The sequence below is a fragment of the Nocardia sp. NPDC050712 genome, from assembly GCF_040654295.1.
Lineage (GTDB): Bacteria > Actinomycetota > Actinomycetes > Mycobacteriales > Mycobacteriaceae > Nocardia.
In genome coordinates, this window is sequence record NZ_JBFAHT010000001.1 from 1471853 (window position 1) to 1497853 (window position 26001).

Here is a 26001-nt window from a genome sequence, read left to right on the forward strand (position 1 = left end):
CTCGCGAAAACGGCACGCGCACGGCACTATTCGAGGTGATGCCGAACACACTCGCCGATGTCCTGCCGTCCGTCGCGGCCTCCTTCGGGCTGGGCACGGCCAACCCGCTGGGGCTCACACCCAACCGCGACGTCGTGCTGCTGCTGATCGACGGGCTCGGCGCCGAATTGCTGGCCCGCCACCACACCGTCGCACCCACCTTGGCGGCCCACGTCGTCGACACCCTGGTCGCCGGCTTCCCCGCCACCACCGCGACCAGCCTGGCCAGTCTCGCGCTGGGCGCACCGTGCGCCACGCACGGCATCATCGGCTACTCCTTCGCCCTGCCCGACCTCGGCAGCGCGCGCCTGTTCAACGCGCTGCGCTGGCGGCTCGACGCGGCGACCGGTGACGATGCCCGCGCGGAGTTCCCGCCGGAAACGGTGCAGCCGCGGACCAGCCGCCTCGAGGACCTCGCCGCGCACGGGGTGGAGGTGCACTACGTGGTGCCGCCGTATCAGCGCACCTCCGGCCTCACGCGGGCGGTGTTCCGCGCCCCGGGCACTCTGCATCCGGCCGAGAGCCTGGACACGGTGCGAGACGGAATCCGCGCTGTCGCACAGCATTCGGGCGCCCGGTCGCGCTTCGCCTACGCCTACTTCCCGGAGCTCGACAGCACCGGTCACCTCTACGGTCCCGAATCGCCGCAGTGGCTGGAGATGCTGGGCGCGGTCGAGGCGTTCGCCGCTGAGCTCCTGGCCGACCTGCCCGCGACCTGCACGCTGCTCGTCACCGGCGATCACGGAATGATCCACGCGGACAACGTGATCGATCTCGATGCCCGGCCCCGATTACAGCAGGACGTGCACCTGATCGCGGGCGAGCCGCGCGTTCGCCACGTCTATCTCGAACACCCCACCGCCCTGGCCGACGTGCAGGCCGTCTGGACCGCCGAATTGGCCACGGACGCACGGGTGGTCAGCCGCGAGCAGGCATTGGACGAGCACTGGTTCGGCCCGACTCCGCCCGATGCCGTCATCGCCCAGCGCATCGGCGACCTCGTCGCCGTCGCGGAAGGCAACAGCGTGCTCTACTGCCCGCAGCGCGAACCGCTGGAGTCGGCGCTGCTCGGCCACCACGGCGCCTGGACCGCCGACGAACAGCTGGTGCCGTTGCTCAGCAACCGGCCGCTCGTCAGAACAGGGTCGTGATCCACCGCCGGGTGTCCGCCGGATCGATGACGTCGTCGAGTTCCAGCACCGCCGCGGCGTTGAGCGCCTTGCTGTTGGCGTAGGCGAGCTGCACCATCGCCTCGAAGGTGCGCTCGCGCTCGGCCGGGTCCTCGATCGCCTCGAGTTGCTTGCGGAAGCCGAGGCGCACCGCGCCTTCCAACCCCATGCCGCCGATTTCGCCGGTCGGCCAGGCGATGACGAAGCGCGGGCTGCGGAAGGAGCCCGCCGCCATCGCCTGCGCGCCGAGCCCGTAGCCCTTGCGCAGCACGACGGTGCCGAAGGGCACCGTCAGGGCGGCGCTGTCGATGAACAGGCGGGAGAACCTGGTGACCGTCGCCTCCCGTTCGGCGTCCGGCCCGACCATGAAACCCGGTGTGTCACAGAGCGAGACGATGGGCAGGCCGTGCGCTTCGCAGAGTCGCAGAAAGGCGCTGAGCTTGTCCGCAGCCGGTGCGTCGATGGCGCCGCCGAGGTGGTGGCCGTTGTTCGCGACGAGTCCGAGCGGGCGTCCCTCGACCCGGGCGAGCGCGGTCACGATGCCGGTACCCCAGTCCGCCCGCAGTTCCAGCAGCGAGTCGACGTCGATCACCGACTCGATCGCGGCGCGCACGTCGTAGGCGCGTAACCGGTTCTCCGGCACCACATGCCGGGCCAGGCGCGGATCCGGCGCGGTCCACTCGGCGACACCGTCCTGGAAGTAACCCAGGTAGCGCCGGGCCAGCGCCACGGCGTGCGCCTCGTCCCGCGCGACCACGTGCACCACGCCGTTGCGCCGCTGCACCTCGACCGGGCCGATGTCCTCGGGCGCGTAGACGCCGAGCCCGCCGCCCTCGATCATCGCCGGCCCGCCCATGCCGATATTCGCGTCGGGGGTGGCGATCACGACATCGCACATGCCCAGCAGCGCGGCATTGCCGGCGAAGCAGCGCCCGGACACGATGCCGATCAACGGCACCCGCCCCGAGAGCGCGCCCATGGCCCGGAAGGTGGTCACCTCCAGCCCCGAGACGCCGGGGTGATCGGTATCGCCGGGCCGGCCGCCGCCGCCCTCGGTGAAGAACACCACCGGCAGCCGCCGCTCGTGCGCCAGCTCCAGCATCCGGTCGGTCTTGCCGTGATTGCGCACGCCCTGCGTGCCGGCCAGCACGGTGTAGTCGTAGGACAGCACCACCGCCCGGGCGGCGTCGATGGTCGCGACACCGGCGATCAGGCCGTCGGCGGGGGTGTTGGCGATCAGGTCCGCGTCGTTGCGGCGCTGCCGTTGCGCGGCGATCGCGAGTGCGCCGTATTCGCGGAAGCTGCCGTCGTCGACCAGGTCGGCGATGTTCTCGCGGGCGGTCCGCCGGGCCAGGCGGTGGCGCTTGGCCACCGCCTCCGGGCGGGCCTCGTCCTGTCCGGCCCGGTGCCGGTCGCGCACCTCGGCCAGATCGGGGCGGATCGTGTCGAGGTCGATATCGGTGGTCTCGGTGGCGGTGCCGTCGTGCTCGGCCGCGGCCCAGGTCGCCAGCAGCGCGTGCGGATCGACGACCGCGCCGGGCTCGGCGCAGGTGCGCCGCACCAGCAGCGCCGTCTCCGCGCGCAGTACGTGCTGCATCTTCATCGCCTCGAGGACCGCCACCTCGCCACCGGCCGCGATGACCGAGCCGGGTGCGGCGATGCTGATGACGGTGCCGCCCATGGGGGAGCGGAAGGCCTGCTCGTCGTCGAGAAGTGCCGGTGTGGAAGAGGTTCCGGAGGTTTCCCCGGTCGTGATCGGCGCCGACGGGTAGTTCGCGGCGTCGGCGATCAGCTTCTCCGCGTGCTGTTCGAACCAGGTGGTGGACACCGGCCCGGTCGTGGCGAGCGCGGCCACGATCGCCCGCAGCAGGGCCACGTTGGTGTCCACCCCGGCGATCGTCGTCTCGGCGAGCGCGTCCGAACAGCGTTGCAGCGCGGCGGGATAGGAATGGGCGCGGCCGATCACCTTGGCGAGCAGCGAGTCGAAGTCAGGGCCGATCCGCAGGCCGGGCCCGGCGGCGGTATCGACGCGGACACCCGCACCGGTCGGGGCGGCGAAGTGTGAGAGGGTGCCGGTGCTCGGCAGCATTTCGCCTGCGGCCGTGACGAGTTCGGCGGTCACCCGGGCCTGGATCGCGACACCGCGCGGCGGCGAGGCCGGCAGCTCGAGCTCGTCGAGGGTGGCGCCGCGGGCGAGATCCAGCTGGGCCGCGACCAGATCCAGTCCGGTCGTCTCCTCGGTCACCGTGTGCTCGACCTGGAGCCGCGGATTGACCTCGAGGAACCACGCATCGTCCGCGGCGACCAGGAACTCGACGGTGGCCAGCCCGCGACAGCCCACCGATTCGACGATCCGGACGGCGTCGCGATGCAACCGATCCCGCAGTGCGGCAGGCAGATCCGGAGCCGGCGCGATCTCGATCAGCTTCTGCCGCCGCCGCTGCACGCTGCAATCGCGATCACCCAGCGCGACCGCGCGTGACCCGTCACCGATCACCTGCACCTCGATGTGCCGGGCGTCCGGCGCGAGCGCTTCCGCGTAGAGGGTGCCGTCGCCGAAACTCGCCAGCGCCTCCGAACGGCAGCGCGCGTAGGCCTCGGCGAGTTCCGTGGCGGCCCGGACGACGCGCTGACCGCGCCCGCCGCCACCGTGCGCGGCCTTGATCAGCACGCCGTGCGGATGGTCGCCGAGCAGCGCCTCGATCGCCGGCAACCCGGCCTCGGCGGTCGTCGCCGCCAGCACCTGAAGTCCCGCCGCCAGCGCGGCGGCGCGTGCGGCGAGCTTGTCCCCGAACGTCCGCAGCGCCGCCGGTTCCGGACCGGTGAACACCAGCCCCGCCCGGGCGCACGCGGCGGCGAAATCGGCGTTCTCGCTGAGGAATCCGTAGCCGGGATGCACCAGCGCCCCGGCGCCGGCCGTGCTCGCCGCCGCGACCACCGCCGCCACGTCGAGGTAGGCCGCGGCCCCCGAGCCCGGCAACAGCACCACCTCGTCGGCCAGCCGGGCCGGCAGGGCCGAGCTCTCCGCCGCGGTGCACAGCGCGTACGTCGCGTAACCGCGCTCGCGCGCCGTCCGCAGCACCCGGACCGCGATTTCGCCTCGATTGGCTACGACTACCTTCACGTCGCCCAGTCTGCTTTGACGTTGATGTCAATGTCAACGGAGCGCTACGCTTTCCCGGTGACTCAGGCTTGGTCGGTGCGCGACGCGCGCGAACGCACCCAGACCCCGCGGCACCGCGAACTCCTGGACGCGGCCGCGCGGGTCTTCGCCGCGCGCGGTTACGAGGACACCACCGTCGCGGCCATCACCGCCGAAGCCGGTGTCGCGCGGGCGACGCTGTATGTCTACTTCGCGTCCAAGGACGAGATCTTCCACGCCCTGGCCGAACGCGTTCGCGACGATTTCCTGGCCGCGCAGGAATTCGAGAGCACCGGCGCGGATCCGCGCGCCGCCCTCGTCGCGACCATCCGGGCCTATGCCGACGCGGTGCTCGCCGCCGGGCCGCTGCTGCGACTGATCGATCAGCGCGGCGCGGTCGACTCGCGGATCGCCGCGCTCTCCACCGAGATCAACGAGCGCCCGCTGCGCCGTTTCACCCGCTACCTCGACCGGCAGGCCGCGGCCGGGACCATCGCACCCGCCGCCTCGCACCGGGTGCTCGCCGAAACCATCGGCTACACCATCACCCACGGCGTGCTCGCCCGGCGCGCGGCGTCCCCGGCCGCCCGGGCGGCCTTCCTCGACGACATCCTGCGCGTCAGCGAGACGCTGCTCGGGCTGGCCCGCTAACCGGCCCGGCGGTCGCTCGAGGTGTCGGGCTGGTCCCGGTAGCTGCGCGCGACCAGCGCCGAGCGCAGGTACCACAGGCCACTGGCCTGGCTCGGGTCGAAGCCGGTGATCGCGGCGATGCGCTTGAGCCGGTAGTCGACGGTGTTGGTGTGCACGTGCAGGGCGTGCGCGGTGCGCTGGCGGTTGAGGTTGTTGCTGATGTGCAGGTGCAGGGTGCCGAGCAACTCGGGGTGCGAGTCGAGCGGATCGAGCAGCGTGCACAGCTGTTCGCGGCCGGGCCCGGGCCGGGTGAGCTGGTATTCCAGGGCGAGATCGTCGAAGCGGTAGAGGCCGCGTTCGAGCCGGAGCCGGTGCACCATGTCGAGCAACTGGTGGGCCTGGTCGGCGGCGCCGGGGACATCGGTGGCCGCGACGGTGACCACGGCGGCGGTGACGGGCACCTGCCCGGCCTGCGACAGCGTGGTGACGAGGCGGTCCATGTCGACGGTGTCGGTCGTGTCGGGCAGCAGCAGCGTGCCGCCGTCCACGCTGAGCAGCGACAGCACGGTGTCGCCGGCGGTGGCGAGCGCGGCCTGGACGCGGCGCAGTTTCCGGCGGGCCACCACCGTGCGGTCCACGCCGGGGTTGGCCTCCTCCGGATGCGGCGGAATCGAGAGCGCGAGCACGTTGTACCGGGCGGCGATCTCGATGCCGGATTCGCGCGCCATGGTCGAGGTGGGGTGCCCGGCCAGCAGCGCGGAGGTCATGGTGTGCACGCCGTGGTGGTGCTCGCGGATCACCGAACGCAATTCCCGCACATAGGCTTTCGAGACCGCGGTGGTCATGGTGTCGAGGATGTCGACCACGATGCGGGCACCGCCCACCAGATCGTCGTAGTCGCCGCGGCGCAGCACCAGCAGTTGCGGGTCGTCCTCGTGGCTGTAGCCGTTGGCCGCGCTGGAGACGACGAGGTCGAGCCCGATCCGGAAACCCTCGTGCATGGCGCGGTGCACGGTGTCGATCGGCACGCCCTCACGCGCCCACTGTGCAGCGCTGTGTTCGAGCCGGCGGATCTTGTCCGGGGCGTCGGTGCCGTCCAGCATGCTGACCGCCAGTTCCAGGCAGACCCGGGTGATCGAGGTGACGTCGCCGTCCAGCGATTCCCCGGGCAGGGTGCGGCACGGCGCCACCGTCTCCAGGAACTGACTCACCATCTCGCGCGACAGGGCGCGCACATTGCGCAGCGGCCCGGCCAGCGACGTCCCGGGACGGGTACGGCCCGGATTGTGCGACGTGTCCACGGTCATCGGTGACCTCTCTTCCGAACTCTGAGAGAGCGATTGATGTAACCCGCTCTAGCAGAAACCGTAAACTGCAAACGAACTCACCTTCTACTCCTCTTCGGAATCCCGGTGGCATCCGCCAAAGACCTATCCCCACCAGGGGAAAGGGCGGTTTTCGCGGGCTGGGACGGAGTACTCGCGGAGTCGATTGCTAGGGCAGGGCTCACTTTTAGGCGACGCTCTTGCGTTCGGAATCGGTCCAGGCCGTGACCATGCGCGCGGTCATCTGGATGGCCTCCCGGCGCGCTTCGCTGTCGACCTCCAGCGCCGCGGAGCGGACCACCGCCGCGAAACACGTGTTGATCAGCACGAACGTCATCACGTCGTACTCGTGATCGTCGCCGGGACCCAGAATCTGGATCACCATGACCTTGACCAGCAGCCGCAGGCGCGGCTCGAATTCCGGGATGCCGCTGCTGTAGAACTGCACGCCCTCCACCAGCGCGCGCACCAGGCGGGCCTGGGCGGCCAGCTCCTCGGCGAGCACCTCCAGGATGCCGGTGATCATCTCCAGGGTTGTCCGGTCCGAGAGGCCGAAAACCTGCTGGGTGAAGCGCTGCTCGATGGTTTCGAGCAGCCGCCGCAGCAGCTCCTCGACGATCACCCCGCGGTCGGAGAAGTACCGGTAGACGGTGCCGATGCTCACCCCCGCCTCGGCGGCGATGCGGTTGGTCGAGGTGTTGGCGATGCCGCGGTCGCCGAACAGCGCCGCGGCGGTGTCCAGGATGTGTTCCCGGGTCGCCTTGGCGCGTTCCTGGGCGGGGCGCCGCCGCTGACCCGTGGATTTCGACGGCATCCAAGCCTCCTGCCGACGGTGGAAAATGAGCGGCGCTCAGCTTAAGCGTGATCCAGGTAACCGCGTGGGCGAATTCGTGATCACGCGCGGCCGGGATGCGGTGAGATGTGGCGGAACGAACCAAGGGAGGTGCGACAGTGAGCGGTCGAGTGCCCAAGGGCCGGCTGGTGCGCGGTGGCCGGATCGGCAAGCTGGTCGCGGGTCAGGCGGTGCGCGGCGTCGGCACCCGGCTGTCCATGATCGGGCGCCCGGAACAGGCGCGCCGGGTGCTGGCCGAGCGGTCCACCCTGCAAGCGGCCCAGCAGCTGGTCACGGTGCTCGGCGGCCTCAAGGGCGCGGCGATGAAGGTCGGGCAGATGCTGTCGGTGCTCGATGTCGACCTGATGCCGGAATCGCACCGGGAGATGTTCCGGGTCAAGCTCGCCGAGCTGCGCGATCACGCGCCGGTGGTGCCGTTCACGGGCATGCGGAAGGTCATCGAGGATGATCTGGGCCCCTTGACGCGCGTCTTCGCCGAGTTCGACGAGACGGCCATCGCCGCGGCCTCGATCGGCCAGGTCTATCGCGCCCGGCTGCACGACGGCCGCGAGGTCGCGGTCAAGGTGAAGTATCCGGGCGTCGACGACGCCGTCGAGGCGGACATGCGCAATCTGGCGATGTTCAGCCGGCTCTGGAAATCGGTGCTGCCCAGCGCCGCCGACAACGAGGTGCTCGACGAGATCGCCCGCAATATCGGCAGCGAACTCGACTACGAACGCGAAGCGCGCACCCAGCACCGGATCGCCGAACGCTATCGGGGCCACCCGTTCCTGCTGGTGCCGGACGCGATCGGCGAGTTGTGCGGACCACACGTCCTGGTCACGGAATTCGTTGCGGGACAGTCGTTCCAGGACATCCGGAACTTACCGGCCGCCGATCGTGACCGGATCGGCGAACTGGTGTACCGCTTCTACGTCGGGTCGCTGTTCTCCGACTACGAGTTCTGCGGCGACCCGCACCCCGGCAACATCCTCTACGCCGCGGACGGCCGGGTCGGGCTCGTGGATTTCGGGCTCTTCCACCACATGGACCCGGTGCACGTCGGCTTCGAACGCGAAGGGCTGCGCGCCGCGGGCGAGTACCGGGCCCAAGACCTCTACGACGCGTGGGTCACGCACGGCGTCGTCGAACCGGGCTCCGGCATCTCCGCCCAGGAGGTGCTGGACTATGTCTGGGCCGCCGCGGGGTGGCATCTGCTCGACGAGGACATCACCATCACACCCGAATTGGCCACCGGCGCGGTGATCATGGCCGTCGATCCCCGCGCCGCCGAGTTCAAGAACATGCGCCAGCTTCGGCTTCCGCCCGAGCACGTCTTCTCCCGCCGCTCCGACCTGTTCACCTTCGCCGCCCTCGGCCAGCTGGAAACCACCAACAACTGGCACCGCATCGCGCGTGAATGGCTCTACGACGAACCCCCGGCCACCGAGATCGGCCGCGAGGTGGCGCGCTGGCAGGCCGCGCGGGGCTGATCAGCCGTGCCCGCCGTGCGCCGGCATCGCCATCGGGGCGGGGCGCTGACCGGGCGCGAGCGCGAGGAACTGGCCCATCATGCCGTGGTCCTCGTGCAGCAGCAGATGGCAGTGGTACATGTACGGGTAAGTCGGATCGGTGTGGCCGGAAAAGCGCATGACCAGGGTATATTCGGATCCGGGCCGGGTGTAGACGGTGTCCTTCCAGCCCGCGAGCTCGGGCGGCGGTGCGGCCCCGTCGATGTCGGTGATCTGGAACTGGACGTCGTGGACGTGGAAGTTGTGCGGCCAGTTGTCGATATTGCGCACGGTCCACACCTCGGTGCTCTCCGGTGCGACGGTGAAGTCGATGCGATTCATGTCCATCTGCCGGCCGTTGATCTGGAACCACTCCAGCTCGAAGCGCCGCTGCGCGGCCGCGCCCGCAGTCGGGATCGACGCCCGCGGCATCAGCGAATCCGGCACTGCCGGAGCGTCTTCCATCGATGCCGCGCCGCGCAGGTCCAGGATGTCGAAGCTGTCGTCGAAGCCGAACTCGCGGGCCCGATCGGCCTCGATGTCGCCGCGGTCCGCGATCGGCAGCGCGCGCAGCATGGTCCGGTCCCCGGCCCGGATCGGCACCACGATCTCGACCCGTTCGCCGGGGCTGAGCTGAATTCGGTTGCGGGACAATGGCTGGGGCAGCAGGCCGCCGTCGGTGCCGATGATCTGGAATGCGCGGTCGTCCGCGAAACCCAGGTGGTAGAGCCGCCCCGATGACCCGTTCAGCAGGCGCATTCGGAGTCGGGAGGTGCGCGCGCGGAAGTACGCGCCCGCGCTGCCGTTGGTGACGATGGTGTCGCCCAGCAGGCCGATATCGGTGGGGTCGGATTCGTCGAGCGCGCCGGTGGCGGTAAAACGCCGGTCCTGGATGACCAGCGGAATATCGTCCACGCCATAGTCTTTCGGCAGATCGAGCGCGTCGGCGTCGGGGTCGTCGATCAGGAAGAACCCGGCCAGTCCGCGGTAGACGTGCTTCTCGGTGCCGCCGTGCGGATGCGGGTGGTACCAGAGGGTGGCGGCCTGCTGCTCGATGGTCCACGACGGCGTCCAGGTGGCGCCGGGTGCGATGGTCTGGTGCGGCCCGCCGTCCATGCGGGCGGGCACCCGCATGCCGTGCCAGTGCAGCGTGGTCGGTTCGGGCAACTCGTTGCGCACCTGCACCGCGACCGTCTCCCCGCGCCGGGCGCGCAGCGTGGGCCCGAGGTACGGCCCGTTCACGCCCCAGGTGGGCGTGCGCTTTCCGGCCAGGATCTCGGCGGTGCCCGGCTGCGCGGTGAGCCGGAAATGCCGCACGCCGTCCGCGCCGACGGACGAGTCGGCCAGCGGCGGGATCGGCAGCGCTCGCGGCCCCGAGACCACGGCCGGCGGACCGCCGAGCGCGCAGCCCGCGGACACGGCGATCGGCGCGGCCGCGAGCCCGGCCAGGAACCCCCTTCGCGAAACAGTCATGCCGGAAATCCTGGTCGGCGCGGACTCGTCGGCCCTCCTGCCGCGGGCCCGGAATCCGGCCGTCCCGGTTCCTGCGCGCGACCCTTGTGGTCGTACTTGCTGTGTGATAACCAACGCCTCGCCACCTCCTACCGGGGGAGGAGGTCGGACACCGCTCGCGTCCCCTACCGTGGATCGGTGACCGAAACCGCCGCACGCCGTGACCAGTGGCTGCTGCTGCGCTGCCTACCCCTGGTACTGGTGCCGCTGCTGCTGCTGGCGAGCACGTTCCCGGGGCAGTACCGCGTGCCGGTGAGTTACTGGCTGCTCGCGATGACGGCGGCGGCGCTGTTCGTGGCCGGTGCGCGCCGGCCGGTGGCGGTCTCGGTGGCGCTGTCCGCGCTGGCGATCCCGATGTTCATGACCGACGCGTGGGGGTTGTCGGGCCTGGTGCCCTATCTCGGCGCGGTCGCGCTCACCGACGCGGTGACGCGCACCCATCGGCGCGCCGCGGTGGCGCTGGTCGCGGGTTGCTGGGCCGTCGCGCTGCTGGTCGGCCTGTGGTTCGATCACCTGCCGTTCTGGCGCGCCGCGACCGCCCTGGAGGCGATCGCCTATGCCGGGCTGCCGCTGCTGCTCGGCCTGTACCTGCGCGCCCAGCGCGATCTCGCGGAGAAGTTCCGGCTGGAGGCCCTGGCCGCCGAGGCGCGCCGGGTCGACGCCGAAGCGCACACCCGCGCCGCCGAGCGCAGCGCCATGGCCCGCGAACTGCACGACCTGGTGGCCCACCACATGGCCTCGATCGTGCTGCGCATCGAGGTTGCCCGGCATGTGCTGGCCGACCCCGATCCGCGCGTGGTGTCGGTGCTCGACGATGTGCACGGCGCCGCCTCCGATTCCCTCACCGACATCCGCCGCCTCCTGGTCGCCCTGCGCGATCCCGATCTCGGCGCGGTCGCCCTGGTCGAGTCCGCCACCCTGGGCCGGGAGATCGCCGCGGCGGTCGAGCGGGCCCGCGCGGCGGGTTTCGGCATCGAGGCCGACCTGATGGCCGACCCGTCCGGGCTCGACGCGGTCGGGCGCCTCACCCTGCTGCGGGTGGTGCAGGAGTCGCTGACCAACGTGATGAAGCACGCCGACCGCACGGCGCCGGTCACGGTCGCCGTGACGCGCGGCACGGGCGGTATCGCCGTGCGCATCGCCAGCGGCGGCGGCGCGGCCCCGAATCCCCTCGGCCACGGCCTGATCGGCATCCGCGAGCGCGTCGACATCGCGGGCGGCACGCTCACGGTCGGCCCGGTCGCCGAGGGCTGGGTGGTCGCCGCCTGGCTGCCCGCGACCGCGAGCCGGGAGCTGATGCCGCGATGATCACCGTCCTACTGGTCGACGACCAGCGTCTGATCCGCACCGGCCTGCGCATGCTGCTGGAATCCACCACCGACCTGCGGGTGGTGGGCGAGGCGGCCGACGGTGTCGAAGCCGTCCGTCTGTTCGCGGAGCTCGAACCCGACCTGGTCCTGATGGATCTGCGCATGCCCGGCCTGGACGGTGTCGGGGCGACCCGGCAGATCCTCGGATCCCGCCCCGGCGCGAAGGTGGTGGTGCTCACCACCTTCGACGACGACGAGCACCTGTATCCGGCCCTGGCCGCGGGCGCGGTGGGCTTCCTGGTCAAGGACACCGCCGCCCCCGACCTGCTCGCGGCCCTGCGCCGCGCGGTCGACGGCGACATGCCCTTCTCGCCTGCACTGGTGCCCCGGCTGGTCGGTCGCGCCCTGGCTGCCGCCCCCAAGGCCGAGGCGGTCGCCGTCGCGCTCACTCCGCGCGAGCAGCAGGTGCTCGCCCTGGTCGGCGAGGGCCTGGGCAACCAGGAGATCGCCGATCGCCTGCACCTGGGCGTCACCACCGTGAAAACCCACGTGGGAAACCTGATGGACAAGACCGGCTGCGACAACCGCGTGCGCTTGGCCGTCTACGCGCACCGCCGCGGCACGGGTATCAACTAGAACGTGTTCTATATTGAGGACACCGTTCCGGCGATCCCGTGGGAGTTTGCACGATGTACCAGTGGTCCGACACCGACCTGATGTTCCGCGACGCCCTGCGCGGCTTCATCGCCAAAGAGGTCACACCGCATGTCGAGCAGCTGGAGAGCGGTGAGCTGCCGCCGTTCGACATCATCCGCAAGCTGTACGCCACCTTCGGCATGGACGAGATGGCCCGGGAGAGCTTGCAGAAGGCGATCGCCCGCGAGGAAGCCAAGGAGCGCGGGGAGGCCCCCGCGGCGGCCGAGAAGTCGTCCGGGTTCAGCGGCGCGGGCAGCATGGGCGTGGTCCTGAACAGTGAGCTCGCCGGTGTCAGCCTGGGACTGGTTGCCTCCATGGGTGTTTCGCTGGGACTGACGGTCGGCACGCTGCGCAGCCGCGGCACCCTCGCGCAGAAGAAGCGCTGGCTGCCCGAGCTGGTCACCTTCGAGAAGGTCGGCGCGTGGGCGATCACCGAACCGGACTCGGGCTCGGATGCCTTCGGCGGCATGAAGTCCTACGTGCGCCGCGACGGCGAGGACTACATCCTCAACGGCCAGAAGACCTTCATCACCAACGGCCCCTACGCCGATGTCACCATCGTCTACGCCAAGCTGGACGACGGCGACACCGCCGTGGACCGCCGCGACCGCAAGGTGCTCGGCTTCGTCCTGGATCAGGGCATGCCCGGCTTCACCCAGGGCAAGCCGTTCAAGAAGATGGGCATGAATTCCTCGCCCACCGGCGAGCTGTTCTTCGACAACGTCCGCATCGGCAAGGACCGCCTGCTCGGCGAGACCGAGACACCCGCCAAGGGCGACGGCAAGGACAGCGCCAAGGAGTCTTTCGCCGCCGAACGCATCGGCATCGCCTCCCTGGCGCTGGGCATCATCAACGAATGTCACCGGCTCTGCGTCGATTACGCGAAGTCCCGCAAGCTCTGGGGTCGCGAGATCGCCCAATTCCAGCTCATCCAGCTCAAACTCGCCGAGATGGAGGTCGCCCGCATCAACGTGCAGAACATGGTCTTCAACGCCATCGAGCGCACCGCGGCGGGCGAGAAGGTCTCGCTCGCCGAGGCTTCCGCGATGAAGCTGTACTCCTCGCGCGCCGCCACCGAGGTCGCGATGGAGGCCGTGCAACTCTTCGGCGGCAACGGCTACATGCGCGAATACAAGGTGGAACAGCTGGCTCGCGATGCGAAGTCGCTGATGATCTACGCCGGTAGCAACGAGATTCAGGTCACCCACATCGCGAAGGGCCTGCTGGGCGCCTAGTCGGCGGGCAGGTCCAAGTAGGCCGCTCCGTGCCCGCTGGACAGCGTCACGGTGCCGCCCGTGTCGGGTTGCTCCGGGTAGAAGTAGAGGTGATCGCGGGCGTCGGTCACCAGCACCAGCTGGTGACCGAGTGGGATCTGATAGTCGGTGGCCTGCAAGCGGATTCGAACCTCTGCCGGATGGCCGGGCTGCTGGTTGCGCACCGTCGCGGCGGCGTGGGTGATGATTCGCATGGAGCCGGTGAACGGATTCAGGTCGAACAGATACGCGACGACGGTGACCGCCGCGCCCGACGGCGTCAGGGTCAGCCCGAGCTCGGGAATGCCCGCGATGTGCTGCGGCCGCGGGAACATCTCGGTGGCCCAGACCGCCGCGGCGGCGCGATCGATGTCGGTCAGCTGCTGCCGGCGCGGCATGAGCAGCCGCTCGCGAAAGCCGTCCAGCACCAGCGCCGTGACCGCTTGGACCTGCTGGCCGCCCGCCTGGAAACTCTGCCCGAAATCGGCCGGCGCCTCGAGACTCAGGGTGCCGTCGCCGGATCTGCGCACGGGGGCGGTGAGGTAGTAGCGCCGCGGCTTGCGGGCCCAGGAGTCCAGATCCGGGGCGGCGGTGGTGCCGAAGGTGTGCATGGTCTCGGTGTGCACGACACCGTCGCGATCGATGCCGTTGTCGACACCGCGCAGGTAGTGGTCGAACCAGTCGTAGGCGGCCTCGGTGGTGCGGGTGTGCACCCCGAGCAGCAGGCCCGGGATCTCCACCGCGCCATGGTCGCCCACTCCGAGGTCCAGGCGCTTGGGCCCGGGGTAGCGCGCGAAGAAGTCGAGCAGCTGGTTCTGCGGGAAGATCGTCTCGTGCCAGAAGCTGGTGAAGAAGGTCGGCACCGGCCGCAGTTCACCGGGGAGCTGGGCGGGGGAGCGCAGTCGCGCGTACTCCAGGACCAGATCGATATTGGTGTCGGCGCGGAAGTCGGCCAGCACCTTGAGCAGTTCGCCGCTCGGGCGGTCGCTGATCGCGGCGAGCGCGTCGGCCGCCGCGGTGTGCCGGGTCTCGTTGTCGTAGAGCGCGGCTCCCAGATCCGCCCAGGTGCTCAGGGCGACAACGGCTTTCACCCGCGGATCGGCCTGGGCGACGAGCTGGCCGATGCCGGAGCCGTAGGAGATGCCGGCCAGGCCGATCCGGTCGGCGTCGGCGTTCAACTGTTCGTGGCCCAGCGCCCAGTCGATCACCCGCCGGCCGTCCTCGACATCCTCGGGACCGGCCACCGTGAGCTCGCCCTCGGAGCCGGGCAGGCCGCGCTCGGTGTAGGCGACGACGGCGTAGCCGCGCATCAGCAGTCGAATGATGGCTCCGGAGTACATCTTCCAGCCGGCCGGGTCCAGGCCGGCGGGCATGATGATCAGCGGGTGCGGGCCGCCCGCGTGGGGGTAGGCGGCGATGCCGGCGAGGAGCACGCCGCCCTCCCCGGGGATCAGGACCTTGCCGAGGATGCTCTGGGCGCGCACCGCGGTGATGTCCTCGACGAGATATTCGGGCACACCCGTGGTGGTGCCGGTGAGCAGGCCCTCGACGACGGCCGCGCCGTCGGACTCCTGGTCGGGAGCGAGTAGCCGTACCTGATTCGAACGCGCGTGGGACATGAGAGTGTCCTTTCGATGGCAACGAGGTGCGAACAGCGTTGTCGCGCAACAGGGTCCGTGTAAAACGGCAAGGGGGAATCGCGCCGGCGGATGCGGTGGCGGCGCTCGAATTGTGTTCGAACACAATGGCTTTGACGAAATATTACCGCCTCGTTTCGAGCTGTGGAGCGAATTCGGAATCGATACCGGGAGTCGGGTTTTCGGCCCGGAAGCTCGACGCCCGCCGGAAAATCGGTGGCGCCGCCCGGGACCCGGCGGGCATCATGAATCCCATGTTCTGGCAGCCGACCCTCGCTACGCCCGCAGCCGCGGGCGCGACGGCGGCTGCCCTGGTGGTCGCCTTCGCATTCGACGGCGCACGACGCTGACCTTCCCCGGGATGTCCCCGGGACCTCGCGCGGGGAAGGTCGTCCGGCGCCGAGGTTCCGATTTCACGACTTCCAGGGAAGGTTCCCGATCATGGCCAAGCAGGCCTACCTCCGCACCAAGCCGCACCTCAACATCGGCACCATGGGTCACGTCGACCACGGCAAGACGACCCTGACCGCCGCCATCACCAAGGTGCTCGCCGAGCGCGGCGGCGGTTCGTTCGTCCCGTTCGAGCGGATCGACCGCGCGCCCGAAGAGCGCGATCGCGGCATCACCATCAATATCGCGCACGTCGAATACGAGACCGCCACCCGGCATTACGCCCACGTGGACATGCCCGGTCACGCCGACTTCGTGAAGAACATGATCACCGGCGCCGCCCAGGTCGACGGTGCGATCCTGGTGCTCTCCGCCCAGGACGGGGTGATGCCGCAGACGATCGAGCACGTGCTGCTGGCCCGTCAGATCGGCGTCGAGCACCTCGTCGTCGCGCTGAACAAGGCCGACGCCGGCGACGACGAACTGCTCGAGCTGGTCGAGCTCGAGGTGCGTGACCTGTTGCGCGCCAACGGCTACGACGGCGCGGGCACCCCGGTGGTGCCGGTGTCGGGCCTGCGCGCGTTGCAGGGCGACCCGTACTGGTCCGCGGCGGTGCTGCGCCTGCTGGACGAGGTGGACACCCACATCCCCACGCCGGTGCGCTACACCGACGCGCCGTTCCTGCTGCCGATCGAGAACGTGCTCACCATCACCGGGCGCGGCACCGTCGTCACCGGTGCGGTGGAACGCGGCCGGGTCCGCATGGGCGAGCGCGTCGCGGTGCTCGGCTACGGCGCGGATCTCGAATCCGTGGTCACCGGCGTCGAGACCTTCGGCCGGACAATGGAGTTCGCGGAAGCGGGCGACAATGTCGCGCTGCTGCTGCGCGGCGTGCAGCGCGGTCAGGTCCGGCGCGGTCAGGTGGTGGCCGCCCTCGGCAGCTCCGGCGTGCACACGCGTTTCACCGCGCGCCTGCACCTGCTGTCGGCGGCGGAGGGCGGCCGGCGCACCCCGATCGCCTCCGGCTACCGCCCGCAGTTCTACCTGCGGACCGGTGATGTCGTCGGCGATGTCACCCTCGGCTCGGCCGTCGCCCGCCCGGGCGAGACGGTCGAGGTGACGGTGACGCTGGGGCAGCCGGTGCCGCTCGAGCCGGGCCTCGGGTTCGCCGTCCGCGAGGGCGGGCGCACCGTGGCGGCGGGCTCGATCCTGACGGTCGAGGCCTAGGCGGTTTCGCGAAGTGGCCGCGGCGGATTCCGCCGCGGCCACTGGACGGCCGGTGGGAGACCGTGCGGTGTCCGCGGAATTACCGGGTGGGGGGCGTCGGATCAACACGAGGTTAAGGATGGCCGCGCGGAGTGCGGGGTGTTCGCTGCGCTCATAGACTCCGCCTCGTGTATGAAGCTGCCGGTGGCACAGTCGAATTGGCTATGCCGACGATCGCGCGGATGCTGCTGCACGCGGACGGCTCCACCACCCGGTTGCTGGAAGCGCTGCTGGGGCAGCGGGTTTCGCTGACCCTGCTCGAGCAGCAGGCCGCCACCGCCGGGGCGCTGCCGCTCGGCGTGCGGGCGGCGCTGCGCTGCGCGGCCGGCACCGAGGTGGTGTGCCGGCGTTCGCAGCTGCGCACCGGCGACGGCGCGGTGGTCTCCAGCAACGAGGTCGTCGTGGTCTGCCGGGACGCGGATATCGCGGCGCTGCTGACCGGTAGCGCCCTGCCGATCGGCCACGCGCTCGCGGCCGCCCGGCGGCATCTGGGTCGGGTGCTGCTGGCCACCGGGTGGGATGTGTGGCCGCTGGCCACGGACGGCGTGATCCGGTGCGCGTTCAAGGAATACGTGCTGCTGGACGCGGCTTCGGTGCCGGTCGCCCACATTCACGAACGATTCAATCCGGTTTACGTCCCGGTCGACTGAGCTACCCCGAACCGGCGGGTCGGTACGGGTAGAAGACCGACCTGGAGTCGAAAAATATTGTGGCGTAAGCATTTTCCGGACGTGCGTGGTCCGCGTCCGGATAATCGGTACTTCGGGCCTCTGCCCGGTCGAGAGGAGACCACGGTGTCGGATTCGCGATCGTTCTCGTTGGGCACCATGGCAGGGGTCAATCCGCCCCTGGCCGCGGCGCGGTTCCTGGTACGGGCGGCCCGGCTGGGGCGGCTGGATTCGGTGATCGCGCCGGATCATCTGATCAGCGTGTTCCCGAAGGCGATCTGGGACACCGATTTCACGCCGCAGGCCAAGTCGGTCGCCAGCCCGGACGAGCAGTTCGATTACGCACCGCTGCTGGCCTATCTGGCCTCGGGCGCGGGCAAGATGCAACTCGGGGTCGGCGTGACCGATCCGCACCGGCGGCATCCGGTCCTGCTGGCGCAGACCTTCCTGACCCTGGCGCACATGACCAAGTCGCCGCCCATCCTGGGCATCGGGTCGGGGGAGAAGGAGAATCTCGACCCCTACGGCTTCACCTGGGACCGCCCGGTCAGCCGTTTCGAAGAGTCGCTGCAGGTCCTGCGCGCGTGCTTCGAGGCGAAAGGCCCGATCGACTTCGCCGGGAAGTACTACCGGCTCGATCAGGCCCCCATGGATCTGACCGCGCCCCCGGGTCGCGAGCCGCAGATCTGGATCGGCGCGCACGGCCCGCGCATGCTGGAGCTGACCGGCCGCTACGCCGACGGCTGGTACCCCTGGGAGTCGCTCTCGCCCGACGAGTACGCGGGCAAACTCGAGGTGGTCCGCACCGCGGCCCGCGCCGCCGGCCGCGATCCGGACAAGATCGTGCCCGCGCAACTGCTGTCGATCATCACCGCCCGCACCCGCGAGGGGATCGCGCGCCAGCTGCGCGCCCCGGCGGTGCGCTACCTGGGACTGATGGCTCCGGCCGCGGTGTGGGCGCGCTGCGGCGCGAAACACCCCTTCGGCGACCGCTTCCGCGGCCTCATCGAACTGATGCCGCACCAGCTGACCAGGCAGGAAGTGCTGGACGCGATCGCCGAGGTCCCCGAGGAGGTGCTGCACGAGTGGCTCGTGATCGGCACCCCCACCGAGATCTTGACCCGGCTCCGCGCCCAGGCCGACGCCGGCCTGCGACACGCGATCGTGTTCCCGAGCTCGGCCCTGGTCTCCAACGCCGACGCCGCCTACGGCTACGGCGTGGTGCTGTGGCTGGCCTCGAAGCTGCGCGGCAAGGCCGGGTGAGCGGCGCTCATTCGTCCCGGTCGTAGTCCTCGACGCCGCGCTTCCAGTATCCCGCGATCAGGAAGTCCTCGGGGCGCACGCCGAGTTCGGTGCGCACGAAGCGGCGCAGCGGGCGCAGGCAACCGGCCTCACCGGCGATCCACACGTAGACCCGTTCGCCCTCAGCGACTTTCACCGCGCGCACGGCCTGCTCCAAGGCGTCGCCGGTGCCCGGCTCGGGTGTGCCGCGCGGCACCCAGCGCACCTGGACGCCGGGTGGTGGGTTCAGCTCGATCCGCTCGTCCTCGGCGCCGATTTCGACGAAGGCCCAGCCGGAAGCGGTGCGGGGCAACCACTCCAGCCAGCGGGCGATGGCGGGCAGCGCGGTGATGTCACCGGCGAAGAGGTATTTGTCGTAGGTCTTGGGCACCACCACGCCGCCGGGCGGGCCCGCGATGTGCACCCGGGTGCCGGGGGCGGCGGCCAGCGCCCAGTCCGAGGCCAGGCCGCCGGGATGGATCGCGAAGTCGATGTCGAGTTCCGCGCCGTCGTAGCGGCGCACGGTGTATTCGCGCGACACCGGCCGGGGCGCACCCCATTCCAGCGACAGGCCGTCACGCTGCGGCAAGCGCAGGACGCCGTCCTCGCACGGAAAGATCAGGCGCACATGCTCGTCCGGCACGTAGCTGTGGAACCCCGCGAGATCCGGACCGCCGAAGGTGACGCGCAGCAGCCCCGAGCCCACCGCGACACTGCGCAGCACCTCGACCTCGCACAGCCCGATCGGGTAGCCGACCTTGGCGCCGTGCGTACCGGCCAGCACCTCGGCGATGCGTTCGGCGTAGGCGCTGCGATCCATCATCATCTTCCCTCTCTCCGGCGTGACGAAAGTTAGCCTATCCTTGCCGACGGCAGACAATGGAAGTGCCCTGTCCAGCGGTCGCGCAGGTCACGCGCGCCCCGCCGAGCGGGCGCTTGCTATCTTGAACGTCGTTCAAGCAGGTAGTGGAGGAAAACCGTCATGGATCGCGTCGAGCACACCCGAGCGTCGAAAGCCGCCTTCTCCGCCCGGGAACTGGCGCAGATCGCCGTTTTCGCGGCCCTGATCGCCGCGCTGGGGCTGCCGGGCGCCATCACGGTCGGCTTCAGCGGCGTGCCGATCACCGTGCAGACGCTCGGCGTCATCCTGGCCGGCGCGGTGCTGGGCGCACGCAAGGGCACCGCCGCGGTGCTGGTGTTCATCGCGCTGACGCTGGTCGGGTTGCCGCTGCTGTCCGGCGGCCGCACCGGGCTGACGGCGCTGGCCAGCCCGACCGCCGGGTACCTGGTCGGCTGGATTCCGGCGACCCTGGTCATCGGGCTGCTGACCGCGCGCATCCTGCCGAAGTACCCGATCGTGCTCGGGCTGCTGATCAACGCGTTCGGCGGGCTGGTCGTCATCTACCTGTGCGGTTCCCTCGGCCTGCTGCTGCGCACCGATCTGGATCTGTCGCACGCGATCTCGGCCAATTTCGCCTTCATCCCCGGCGATCTGGCCAAGGTGGTGGTCGCGACGATCGTCGCCAAGGGTGTGCACCGGGCCTACCCGGGCCTGATTCGTGCCTGAGGTCGTCTTCGAGGCGGTCCACCACGCCTTCGGGGACCGGCGCGTCCTCGGCGGCATCGATCTGCGCATCACTGAACGCCGGGTCGGAATCATCGGCGCGAACGGTTCCGGCAAGTCCACGCTGGCGCGGATGATCAACGGGTTGCTGATTCCGTCGGCGGGGCGGGTCACGGTCGACGGCCTCGACACCGCCCGCAAGGGCGGCCAGGTGCGGCGCAAGGTCGGGTTCGTCTTCACCGATCCCGATACCCAGATCGTCATGCCGACCGTGGCCGAGGACCTGGCCTTCTCGCTGCGCCGCGGCGGCCTGGGCAAACCGGAGATCGCGGCCCGCGTCGCGGAGACGCTGGACCGGTTCCAGCTCGCCGGCCACGCCGACCATCCCTGCCACCTGCTCTCCGGCGGCCAGAAACAGCTGCTCGCGATCGGCGCCGTCCTCATCCGGCGGCCCGAGCTGATCATCGCCGACGAGCCGACCACGCTGCTGGATCTGCGCAACGCCCGCGTCGTCGCCGCGGCGCTCGACGCGGTGGACCAGCAGGTCATCGTCGTCACGCACCAGCTGGCCTTGCTGGACGGATTCGACCGGGTGATCGTGATCGACGACGGCACAGTCGCTTTCGACGGTTCGCCCGACGATGCCGTACCCACTTATCGAGCCCTGGTCGGATGATCGGCCTCTACCGCCCGGGTACCTCGCCGCTGCACCGGCTCCCGGCCGGCCTCAAGCTGCTGCTCCTGCTGGCGGCGATCGTCGGGGCAACGGTGTTCGCGCACAACCCCTTACACATCGGCGTCGCGGCCGTCCTGGTCGCCGTCCTGTTCGCGGTGGCGCGCATCCCGTTCGGCGTCGCGATGGCTCAGCTCCGCCCGGCGGTCTGGATGCTGCTGATCATCGCGGCCTTCCAACTGCTGCTCACCTCACCCGCCCGCGCGATCGTCGTCTGCGGCCTCCTACTGCTCTCGATCGCCCTGGCCGCCCTGTTCACCCTCACCACCCGCGTCACCGACATGCTCGACGCCCTCACCCGCGCCCTGCACCCCCTACGCCGCTTCGGCCTCGACCCCGACCGCCTCGGCCTCCTGCTGGCCCTCGCGATCCGCTGCAGCCCCCTGTTGACCACGATCGTCCACGAGGTCGCCGAGGCCCGCCGCGCCCGCGGCCTGCACTGGTCCATGACCGCCCTGATCACCCCGGCCCTGGTCCGCGCCCTGCGCACCGCCGACGCCCTGGGCGAAGCCCTCGCCGCCCGCGGCGTCGACGACTGAACCCATAGGGGCAGTAGCTGTTTCCGTTCCTAAACGGCGACGACGCGTACCTCCTTGCCGCAGAGTTTGACCATATCGTCGGTGTCGGAGGTCAGGACGATGGTCGGCTTGGTGGCGCGCAACGCGGTGGCCGCCACGACGGCGTCGATCGCGTACTTGTGGCCGTGCAGTCCGGCGACCCGCAGTAGGTCTATCGCGTGCAGGGCGATCTCGTCGGTCACGGGCTCGATTCGCAGCCGGGACAGGTGCCAGCGAAAGTGTTCATTCTTCGCGCGGACGTTGTAGGCCTCGATGGGAGTGAGCGCGCTGACTGCGACCCGGAAGTCGTTGTCCTGCGCCGCGCGAATATGGGCGGTCACTCGCGGGTCCGACGTGCACCACTTCGACAGCCCCTCGCTGTCGAGAATCACCGTTCCAGCACTCAGTCGGCTTCGCGTTCGCGCCACCCTCGGTCCCCCTGCAACTCGGGCGAGGATTTCACCTCGCGGAACAGTGCTGCCGCTTCATCTTTGAACTCTTCCGGGATGGGCCCGGCCTGCGCCTCGTTGGCGAGCAAGGCCTCTTCCAGGAGGTCGCGTTCGATCTGGCGCTCGACGGCGGCATCTACGTAGGCGGAGAATCCGCGCGCGCCGACCCGGTCTTTGATGGCGCGAATATTGCCCGCTCGCAAGGACACGCTCACCTTCGACGCCGGGCCGTCACCTGGCGGATAGTCGGCAGGTAGTGCACTCATACCCGAAGTTTACTACTTGAAGTAGCAAACCGAGTGGCACCTGTGGACCGGCATCGGAGTCGTTTGCCGCGTAGCGGAAAATAAGAAAGGGCAAGGAGTGCGCTGTCTCCTTGTCCCTTCTAAATATATAGCGCACACGGGGGCTTGCGGCAAGGGCGGGGTGATGGCGCATAATCGCTGGCCGAAGCTTGGACCTGCGGAAATAGGAGTTGGGAAGGCCTGTGTCTACTCACGGATATGAAGACGAACTGCGGTCCGAGCAGGACTACGTGGCCGGGCTCTACGAGCGGCTGGACGCGGACCGCGCGCAGGTGCGGGGCCGCTACAGCGAGGCGCTGCGGGGCCGGGGGACCACGGCGATGGAACGGGAATTCGAGGTCCGCGCCCTGGCCAAGCAGGTGCAGCGGCTGGACGTGGCCGACAACGGGCTGTGCTTCGGCCGCCTGGACGCCGCCTCGGGCGAGCGCTCCTACATCGGCCGGATCGGCATCTTCGACGAGGCGAACGAGTTCGAGCCGCTGCTGCAGGACTGGCGGGCGCCGGCTTCGCGCGCCTTCTATGTCGCCACGGCCGCGAACCCGGAGGGCATGAGCCGCCGCCGTCAGTTCCACACCCGCGGCCGCACCGTGCTCGATTTCACCGACGAGGTTCTGGGCCGCCCCAGCGGCGACGAGCACGGCGCGGACGCGGCCCTGCTGGCCGCGGTCAACGCGCCGCGCGGTCAGGGCATGCGCGACATCGTCGCCACGATCCAGGCCGAGCAGGACGAGATCATCCGCCTGGAACACCCCGGCGTCCTGGTGATCGAGGGCGGGCCGGGCACCGGCAAGACCGTCGTGGCCCTGCACCGCGTCGCCTACCTGCTCTACACCCAGCGCGAACGGATGGAACGCCAGGGCGTGCTGGTCGTCGGCCCGAACCCGGCGTTCCTCAACCACATCGCGCACGTCCTGCCCTCGCTGGGCGAGACCAACGTCGTGTTCATGACCGCCGGCGACCTGCTGCCCGGCCTGCGCGCCACCGCGGAGGACGTGCCGGAGGCGGCACGGCTCAAGGGATCGCTGGCGATCCTGGCGATCCTGCGCGCCGCGGTCGCCGACCGTCAGCGCCTGCCCGCGGAACCGATCTCGATCGAACTCGCGGACGTCACCGTGCGGATCGACGCTCCGACCGCGGAGTGGGCCCGCGAGGAGGCCCGCGGCACCGGCCTCCCGCACAACGAGGCGCGCGCGAAGTTCACCGAGATCGTCACCTATGTGCTGACCGAGCGGGCGATCGCCAAGATCGGCAAGGGCTGGCTGACCCGATCGGACAAGGACGCCTGGGAGCAGATGCGCGCGGCCCTGCTCGCCGAACTCGCCGAGCACCCGGGTTTCACCGCCGCGCTGGACGAGCTGTGGCCGGCCCTGTCGCCGGAAACCCTGCTGGCGGAGCTGTATTCGTCGCCGGAACGATTAGCCGCGGCGGGCGCGCCGCCCGTACTGCACCGGGCCGACGGCGCCGCCTGGACGGTGTCGGACGTCCCGCTGCTCGACGAGCTGATCGACCTGCTCGGGCCCGACAAGCCCGCCGACGACAGCGCCGACCGGGAGCGCCGGGCCGAGGCCGAATACGCCGCGGGCGTGCTGGACGTCCTGGTCAACCGCGAGGACCACATGGACGACGAGGACCACCTGTTCGCCTCGGACATGCTGTCCGGGTCGGACCTGGCCGAACGCTTCCTCGAGCGCGACACCCGAGATCTCGCGGAACGCGCTGCGGCGGATCGGGATTGGACCTACCGCCACGTTGTGGTCGACGAGGCGCAGGAACTCTCGGAGATGGATTGGCGCGTGCTGATGCGCCGGTGTCCCGGCAAGTCGTTCACGATCGTCGGCGACCTCGCGCAACGCCGATCGGCCGCCGGTGCGATGTCGTGGGGCCAGATGTTGGAGCCGTATGTGCCGGGTCGCTGGGTGTACCGGTCGCTGACGGTGAACTACCGGACCCCGGCCGAGATCATGTCCGTCGCGGCCGCGGTGCTGGCGGACTTCGCGCCCGAGATCCAGGCGCCGGAGTCGGTCCGGTCCTGTGGCGTGCAGCCCTGGTCCCGGGAGGTCGCCGGTGCCGAATTATCTTCGGCCATCGAGGATTTCGTGCGCGACGAGGCGGCACGCGAGGGGACGAGCATCGTGATCGGGCCGCCGGGCGTGCCGGGCACGGTGCCGGCCTCGGAGACCAAGGGCCTGGAGTTCGACGCCGTTCTGGTCGTGGACCCGGCGCGGATCCTGACCGATGGTCCGCGCGGCGCGGCCGAGCTGTATGTCGCGCTGACTCGCGCCACGCAGCGCCTGGGTGTGCTGCACGAGGGTCCGCTGCCGCGGTCGCTGACCGGCCTGGTGGAGTCCGGGACCCCGGCGCGGGTGCGCTAGCGATGCCGGGATGGTGTCGGTTCCGCGTCGGATCGGTCGCGGGCCGACCACACTCCCCAGTCATTAACTGAATCTTTGCTATACAGCAACCGGTGCTCGTTCCGTTTGCTGTTCGGCGAAGGGAGTTCGCGGTGTCTCTGGGGCGCAGACAGGTATTGGCCGGACTGGCCGGTGCGACCGTGCTGGCCGGCTGCGCGAGCGGACCGAAGGATCCGCCCGCGCCCACGCCGGCGGTCATCACCTTCGGCCCCGCGCCGGACGGTCCGGAAGCCGACCCGCGCAAGGTCGGCACGGCGGCGGTGACCGGCGGAACGCTGACCTCGGTCGAATGGATCGACGAGACCGGCCGGGCGCTGCCGGGCATCATGACGGCGGACAAGCGCACCTGGTACAGCACCGAACCGCTCGGCTTCGGGCACGTCTACGCGGTCAAGGCGGTGGCGAACGGCGCGACCGGCGACGTCACCGCGACGACGACCTGCCCCACCATCCGCCCCGCGACGCTGACCGACGTGGCCCTGCGCTCCGCGAGCCTGGAGGACCTGGTCGACGGCGACACGCACGGCGTCGGGCTGGTCATCGTCGCCGTCTTCGACGAGCCGGTCGATCACGCTGCCGCGGAACAGCATCTGCACGTCCGCACCGACCCGCCGGTGGACGGCGCCTGGTACTGGCTCACCGACCGCAACGCGCACTGGCGCCCCGAGCGCTACCACCGCGCCAACTCGAAGGTGGTCGTCGAGGCCGAGCTGTTCGGCGCCCCGCTCGGCGACGGCCTCTACGGCGCCCGCAACCAGCGGGTCACGATCAATATCGGACCGGAGCGCATCGCGATCGCCGACGACAACACGAAACACGTGGACGTGTTCGAGAACGGCCAGCTGGTGCGCAGCATGCCCACTTCGATGGGTATGGGCGGCACTGCCGTCTCGGGCAACAAGGTGCTGTCCTTCTGGACTCCGCCCGGCGTCTACACGGTGCTGCAACGCCAGCACCCGGTGAAGATGGACTCGCGCAGCTACGGCCTGACCGGCGCCCAGGGCTACGACGTGATGATCAACTACGGCGTCCGGATCAGCCACGACGGCATCTTCCTGCACGAACTGGCGTCCAGCGTCTGGGCCCAGGGCAATACCAATGTCTCGCACGGCTGCCTGAATCTCGGGCCCGGCGATGCCCAGTGGTTCTACGACTTCATCGGCCAGGGCGACGTCGTCGAGGTCCGCAATACCGGCGGCGATCCGCTGAACCTCTGGCAGAACGGTGACTGGGGCATCCCCTGGGAGCAGTGGCGCTCCGGCGCCATACCGGCCTGACGAACAACGGATCATGCTCCCGCACCGACGATTACCGGTGCGGG

22 protein-coding genes are annotated in these 26001 nt (G+C 70.1%); 14 read left to right on the forward strand and 8 right to left on the reverse strand.

The window, feature by feature from the left end:
• Positions 1 to 38: 38 nt before the first annotated feature.
• Positions 39 to 1190 carry a nucleotide pyrophosphatase/phosphodiesterase family protein gene (locus AB0H76_RS07075; RefSeq protein WP_357318504.1) on the forward strand — a complete coding sequence of 384 codons (1152 nt, stop codon included), beginning with the start codon at positions 39 to 41 and terminating at the stop codon, positions 1188 to 1190.
• On the opposite strand, the gene AB0H76_RS07080 is transcribed toward AB0H76_RS07075, so the two are convergent.
• Complete coding sequence (locus AB0H76_RS07080; protein WP_357318507.1) at positions 1174 to 4332, reverse strand: carboxyl transferase domain-containing protein; 3159 nt, start codon at positions 4330 to 4332, stop codon at positions 1174 to 1176. The two genes, AB0H76_RS07075 and AB0H76_RS07080, sit on opposite strands and share 17 nt — an antisense overlap.
• 57 nt (positions 4333 to 4389) lie before the next feature.
• On the opposite strand from AB0H76_RS07080, the gene AB0H76_RS07085 reads away from it, so the two are divergent.
• The gene (locus AB0H76_RS07085) at positions 4390 to 5001 is read left to right on the forward strand and encodes a helix-turn-helix domain-containing protein (protein WP_357318510.1); all 612 of its coding nucleotides are present in this window, start codon (positions 4390 to 4392) and stop codon (positions 4999 to 5001) included.
• On the opposite strand, the gene AB0H76_RS07090 is transcribed toward AB0H76_RS07085, so the two are convergent.
• Together AB0H76_RS07090 and AB0H76_RS07095 are read right to left on the reverse strand one after the other, a co-directional pair.
• The gene (locus AB0H76_RS07090; RefSeq protein WP_357318513.1) at positions 4998 to 6287 is read right to left on the reverse strand and encodes a helix-turn-helix domain-containing protein; all 1290 of its coding nucleotides are present in this window, start codon (positions 6285 to 6287) and stop codon (positions 4998 to 5000) included. The genes AB0H76_RS07085 and AB0H76_RS07090 overlap by 4 nt on opposite strands.
• Before the next feature lie 205 nt (positions 6288 to 6492).
• A complete protein-coding gene (locus AB0H76_RS07095; protein ID WP_357318515.1) occupies positions 6493 to 7119 on the reverse strand; it encodes a TetR/AcrR family transcriptional regulator in 627 nt (208 codons plus the stop codon).
• Positions 7120 to 7256: 137 nt separating this feature from the next.
• On the opposite strand from AB0H76_RS07095, the gene AB0H76_RS07100 reads away from it, so the two are divergent.
• Entirely contained in the window at positions 7257 to 8630 is a 1374-nt protein-coding gene (locus AB0H76_RS07100; protein ID WP_357318518.1) for an AarF/ABC1/UbiB kinase family protein, read from the forward strand.
• Here AB0H76_RS07100 and AB0H76_RS07105 read toward each other — a convergent pair whose 3' ends face one another.
• The gene (locus AB0H76_RS07105) at positions 8631 to 10121 is read right to left on the reverse strand and encodes a multicopper oxidase domain-containing protein (protein ID WP_357318521.1); all 1491 of its coding nucleotides are present in this window, start codon (positions 10119 to 10121) and stop codon (positions 8631 to 8633) included. It lies immediately after the preceding gene.
• 177 nt (positions 10122 to 10298) lie between these two features.
• Here AB0H76_RS07105 and AB0H76_RS07110 point away from each other — a divergent pair, with 177 nt between their 5' ends.
• The 3 genes from AB0H76_RS07110 to AB0H76_RS07120 are packed head-to-tail and all read left to right on the forward strand — an operon-like array spanning position 10299 to position 13401.
• Positions 10299 to 11468, forward strand: coding sequence for a histidine kinase (locus AB0H76_RS07110; RefSeq protein WP_357318524.1), 1170 nt, complete (start codon positions 10299 to 10301; stop codon positions 11466 to 11468).
• Positions 11465 to 12106 (forward strand): response regulator transcription factor, encoded by a 642-nt coding sequence (locus AB0H76_RS07115; protein ID WP_357318527.1) that lies wholly within the window; start codon positions 11465 to 11467, stop codon positions 12104 to 12106. The genes AB0H76_RS07110 and AB0H76_RS07115 overlap by 4 nt, the downstream gene beginning before the upstream one ends.
• A gap of 53 nt (positions 12107 to 12159) precedes the next feature.
• A complete protein-coding gene (locus tag AB0H76_RS07120; RefSeq protein WP_357318530.1) occupies positions 12160 to 13401 on the forward strand; it encodes an acyl-CoA dehydrogenase family protein in 1242 nt (413 codons plus the stop codon).
• On the opposite strand, the gene AB0H76_RS07125 is transcribed toward AB0H76_RS07120, so the two are convergent.
• Positions 13398 to 15038 (reverse strand): CocE/NonD family hydrolase, encoded by a 1641-nt coding sequence (locus AB0H76_RS07125; protein WP_357318533.1) that lies wholly within the window; start codon positions 15036 to 15038, stop codon positions 13398 to 13400. The two genes, AB0H76_RS07120 and AB0H76_RS07125, sit on opposite strands and share 4 nt — an antisense overlap.
• Before the next feature lie 459 nt (positions 15039 to 15497).
• On the opposite strand from AB0H76_RS07125, the gene tuf reads away from it, so the two are divergent.
• The 3 genes from tuf to AB0H76_RS07140 all read left to right on the forward strand — a co-directional run bounded on the left by tuf (position 15498) and on the right by AB0H76_RS07140 (position 18643).
• Positions 15498 to 16673, forward strand: a complete 1176-nt coding sequence (tuf, locus tag AB0H76_RS07130; protein WP_357318535.1) for an elongation factor Tu — start codon at positions 15498 to 15500, stop codon at positions 16671 to 16673.
• Positions 16674 to 16840: 167 nt separating this feature from the next.
• Entirely contained in the window at positions 16841 to 17362 is a 522-nt protein-coding gene (locus AB0H76_RS07135) for a hypothetical protein (RefSeq protein ID WP_357318538.1), read from the forward strand.
• A gap of 144 nt (positions 17363 to 17506) precedes the next feature.
• On the forward strand, positions 17507 to 18643 hold the full coding sequence (locus AB0H76_RS07140; RefSeq protein WP_357318541.1) for an LLM class flavin-dependent oxidoreductase: 1137 nt from the start codon (positions 17507 to 17509) through the stop codon (positions 18641 to 18643).
• 7 nt (positions 18644 to 18650) lie between these two features.
• Here the strand turns inward: AB0H76_RS07140 and AB0H76_RS07145 are convergent, their stop codons facing one another.
• A complete protein-coding gene (locus AB0H76_RS07145) occupies positions 18651 to 19481 on the reverse strand; it encodes a siderophore-interacting protein (protein WP_357320489.1) in 831 nt (276 codons plus the stop codon).
• A 162-nt stretch (positions 19482 to 19643) separates the two neighbouring features.
• Here AB0H76_RS07145 and AB0H76_RS07150 point away from each other — a divergent pair, with 162 nt between their 5' ends.
• The 3 genes from AB0H76_RS07150 to AB0H76_RS07160 are packed head-to-tail and all read left to right on the forward strand — an operon-like array spanning position 19644 to position 21497.
• On the forward strand, positions 19644 to 20228 hold the full coding sequence (locus AB0H76_RS07150) for a biotin transporter BioY (RefSeq protein ID WP_357318544.1): 585 nt from the start codon (positions 19644 to 19646) through the stop codon (positions 20226 to 20228).
• Complete coding sequence (locus AB0H76_RS07155) at positions 20221 to 20901, forward strand: ABC transporter ATP-binding protein (RefSeq protein WP_357318547.1); 681 nt, start codon at positions 20221 to 20223, stop codon at positions 20899 to 20901. The genes AB0H76_RS07150 and AB0H76_RS07155 overlap by 8 nt, the downstream gene beginning before the upstream one ends.
• Positions 20898 to 21497: an energy-coupling factor transporter transmembrane protein EcfT gene (locus tag AB0H76_RS07160; RefSeq protein WP_357318550.1), complete on the forward strand. Its 600-nt coding sequence runs from the start codon at positions 20898 to 20900 to the stop codon at positions 21495 to 21497. The genes AB0H76_RS07155 and AB0H76_RS07160 overlap by 4 nt, the downstream gene beginning before the upstream one ends.
• Before the next feature lie 29 nt (positions 21498 to 21526).
• Here the strand turns inward: AB0H76_RS07160 and AB0H76_RS07165 are convergent, their stop codons facing one another.
• Both AB0H76_RS07165 and AB0H76_RS07170 read right to left on the reverse strand, forming a co-directional pair.
• The gene (locus AB0H76_RS07165; protein ID WP_357318553.1) at positions 21527 to 21943 is read right to left on the reverse strand and encodes a PIN domain-containing protein; all 417 of its coding nucleotides are present in this window, start codon (positions 21941 to 21943) and stop codon (positions 21527 to 21529) included.
• Positions 21919 to 22230 carry a hypothetical protein gene (locus AB0H76_RS07170; RefSeq protein ID WP_357318556.1) on the reverse strand — a complete coding sequence of 104 codons (312 nt, stop codon included), beginning with the start codon at positions 22228 to 22230 and terminating at the stop codon, positions 21919 to 21921. The genes AB0H76_RS07165 and AB0H76_RS07170 overlap by 25 nt, the downstream gene beginning before the upstream one ends.
• 209 nt (positions 22231 to 22439) lie before the next feature.
• Between AB0H76_RS07170 and helR the strand changes: the two genes are divergently transcribed.
• Positions 22440 to 24641 (forward strand): RNA polymerase recycling motor ATPase HelR, encoded by a 2202-nt coding sequence (gene helR, locus AB0H76_RS07175; RefSeq protein WP_357318559.1) that lies wholly within the window; start codon positions 22440 to 22442, stop codon positions 24639 to 24641.
• Positions 24642 to 24772: 131 nt separating this feature from the next.
• Entirely contained in the window at positions 24773 to 25957 is a 1185-nt protein-coding gene (locus AB0H76_RS07180) for an Ig-like domain-containing protein (RefSeq protein WP_357318562.1), read from the forward strand.
• Positions 25958 to 26001: the final 44 nt, after the last annotated feature.

Bases quoted from the DNA above. Each gene is read 5' to 3' on its own strand.
- AB0H76_RS07075 (WP_357318504.1), top strand. From the start codon at position 39: ATGCCGAACACACTCGCCGATGTCCTGCCGTCCGTCGCGGCCTCCTTC.
- AB0H76_RS07090 (WP_357318513.1), bottom strand. From the start codon at position 6,287: ATGACCGTGGACACGTCGCACAATCCGGGCCGTACCCGTCCCGGGACG.
- AB0H76_RS07095 (WP_357318515.1), bottom strand. From the start codon at position 7,119: ATGCCGTCGAAATCCACGGGTCAGCGGCGGCGCCCCGCCCAGGAACGC.
- AB0H76_RS07105 (WP_357318521.1), bottom strand. From the start codon at position 10,121: ATGACTGTTTCGCGAAGGGGGTTCCTGGCCGGGCTCGCGGCCGCGCCG.
- AB0H76_RS07115 (WP_357318527.1), top strand. From the start codon at position 11,465: ATGATCACCGTCCTACTGGTCGACGACCAGCGTCTGATCCGCACCGGC.
- AB0H76_RS07120 (WP_357318530.1), top strand. From the start codon at position 12,160: ATGTACCAGTGGTCCGACACCGACCTGATGTTCCGCGACGCCCTGCGC.
- AB0H76_RS07125 (WP_357318533.1), bottom strand. From the start codon at position 15,038: ATGTCCCACGCGCGTTCGAATCAGGTACGGCTACTCGCTCCCGACCAG.
- tuf (WP_357318535.1), top strand. From the start codon at position 15,498: ATGGCCAAGCAGGCCTACCTCCGCACCAAGCCGCACCTCAACATCGGC.
- AB0H76_RS07145 (WP_357320489.1), bottom strand. From the start codon at position 19,481: ATGGATCGCAGCGCCTACGCCGAACGCATCGCCGAGGTGCTGGCCGGT.
- AB0H76_RS07150 (WP_357318544.1), top strand. From the start codon at position 19,644: ATGGATCGCGTCGAGCACACCCGAGCGTCGAAAGCCGCCTTCTCCGCC.
- AB0H76_RS07160 (WP_357318550.1), top strand. From the start codon at position 20,898: ATGATCGGCCTCTACCGCCCGGGTACCTCGCCGCTGCACCGGCTCCCG.
- AB0H76_RS07170 (WP_357318556.1), bottom strand. From the start codon at position 22,230: ATGAGTGCACTACCTGCCGACTATCCGCCAGGTGACGGCCCGGCGTCG.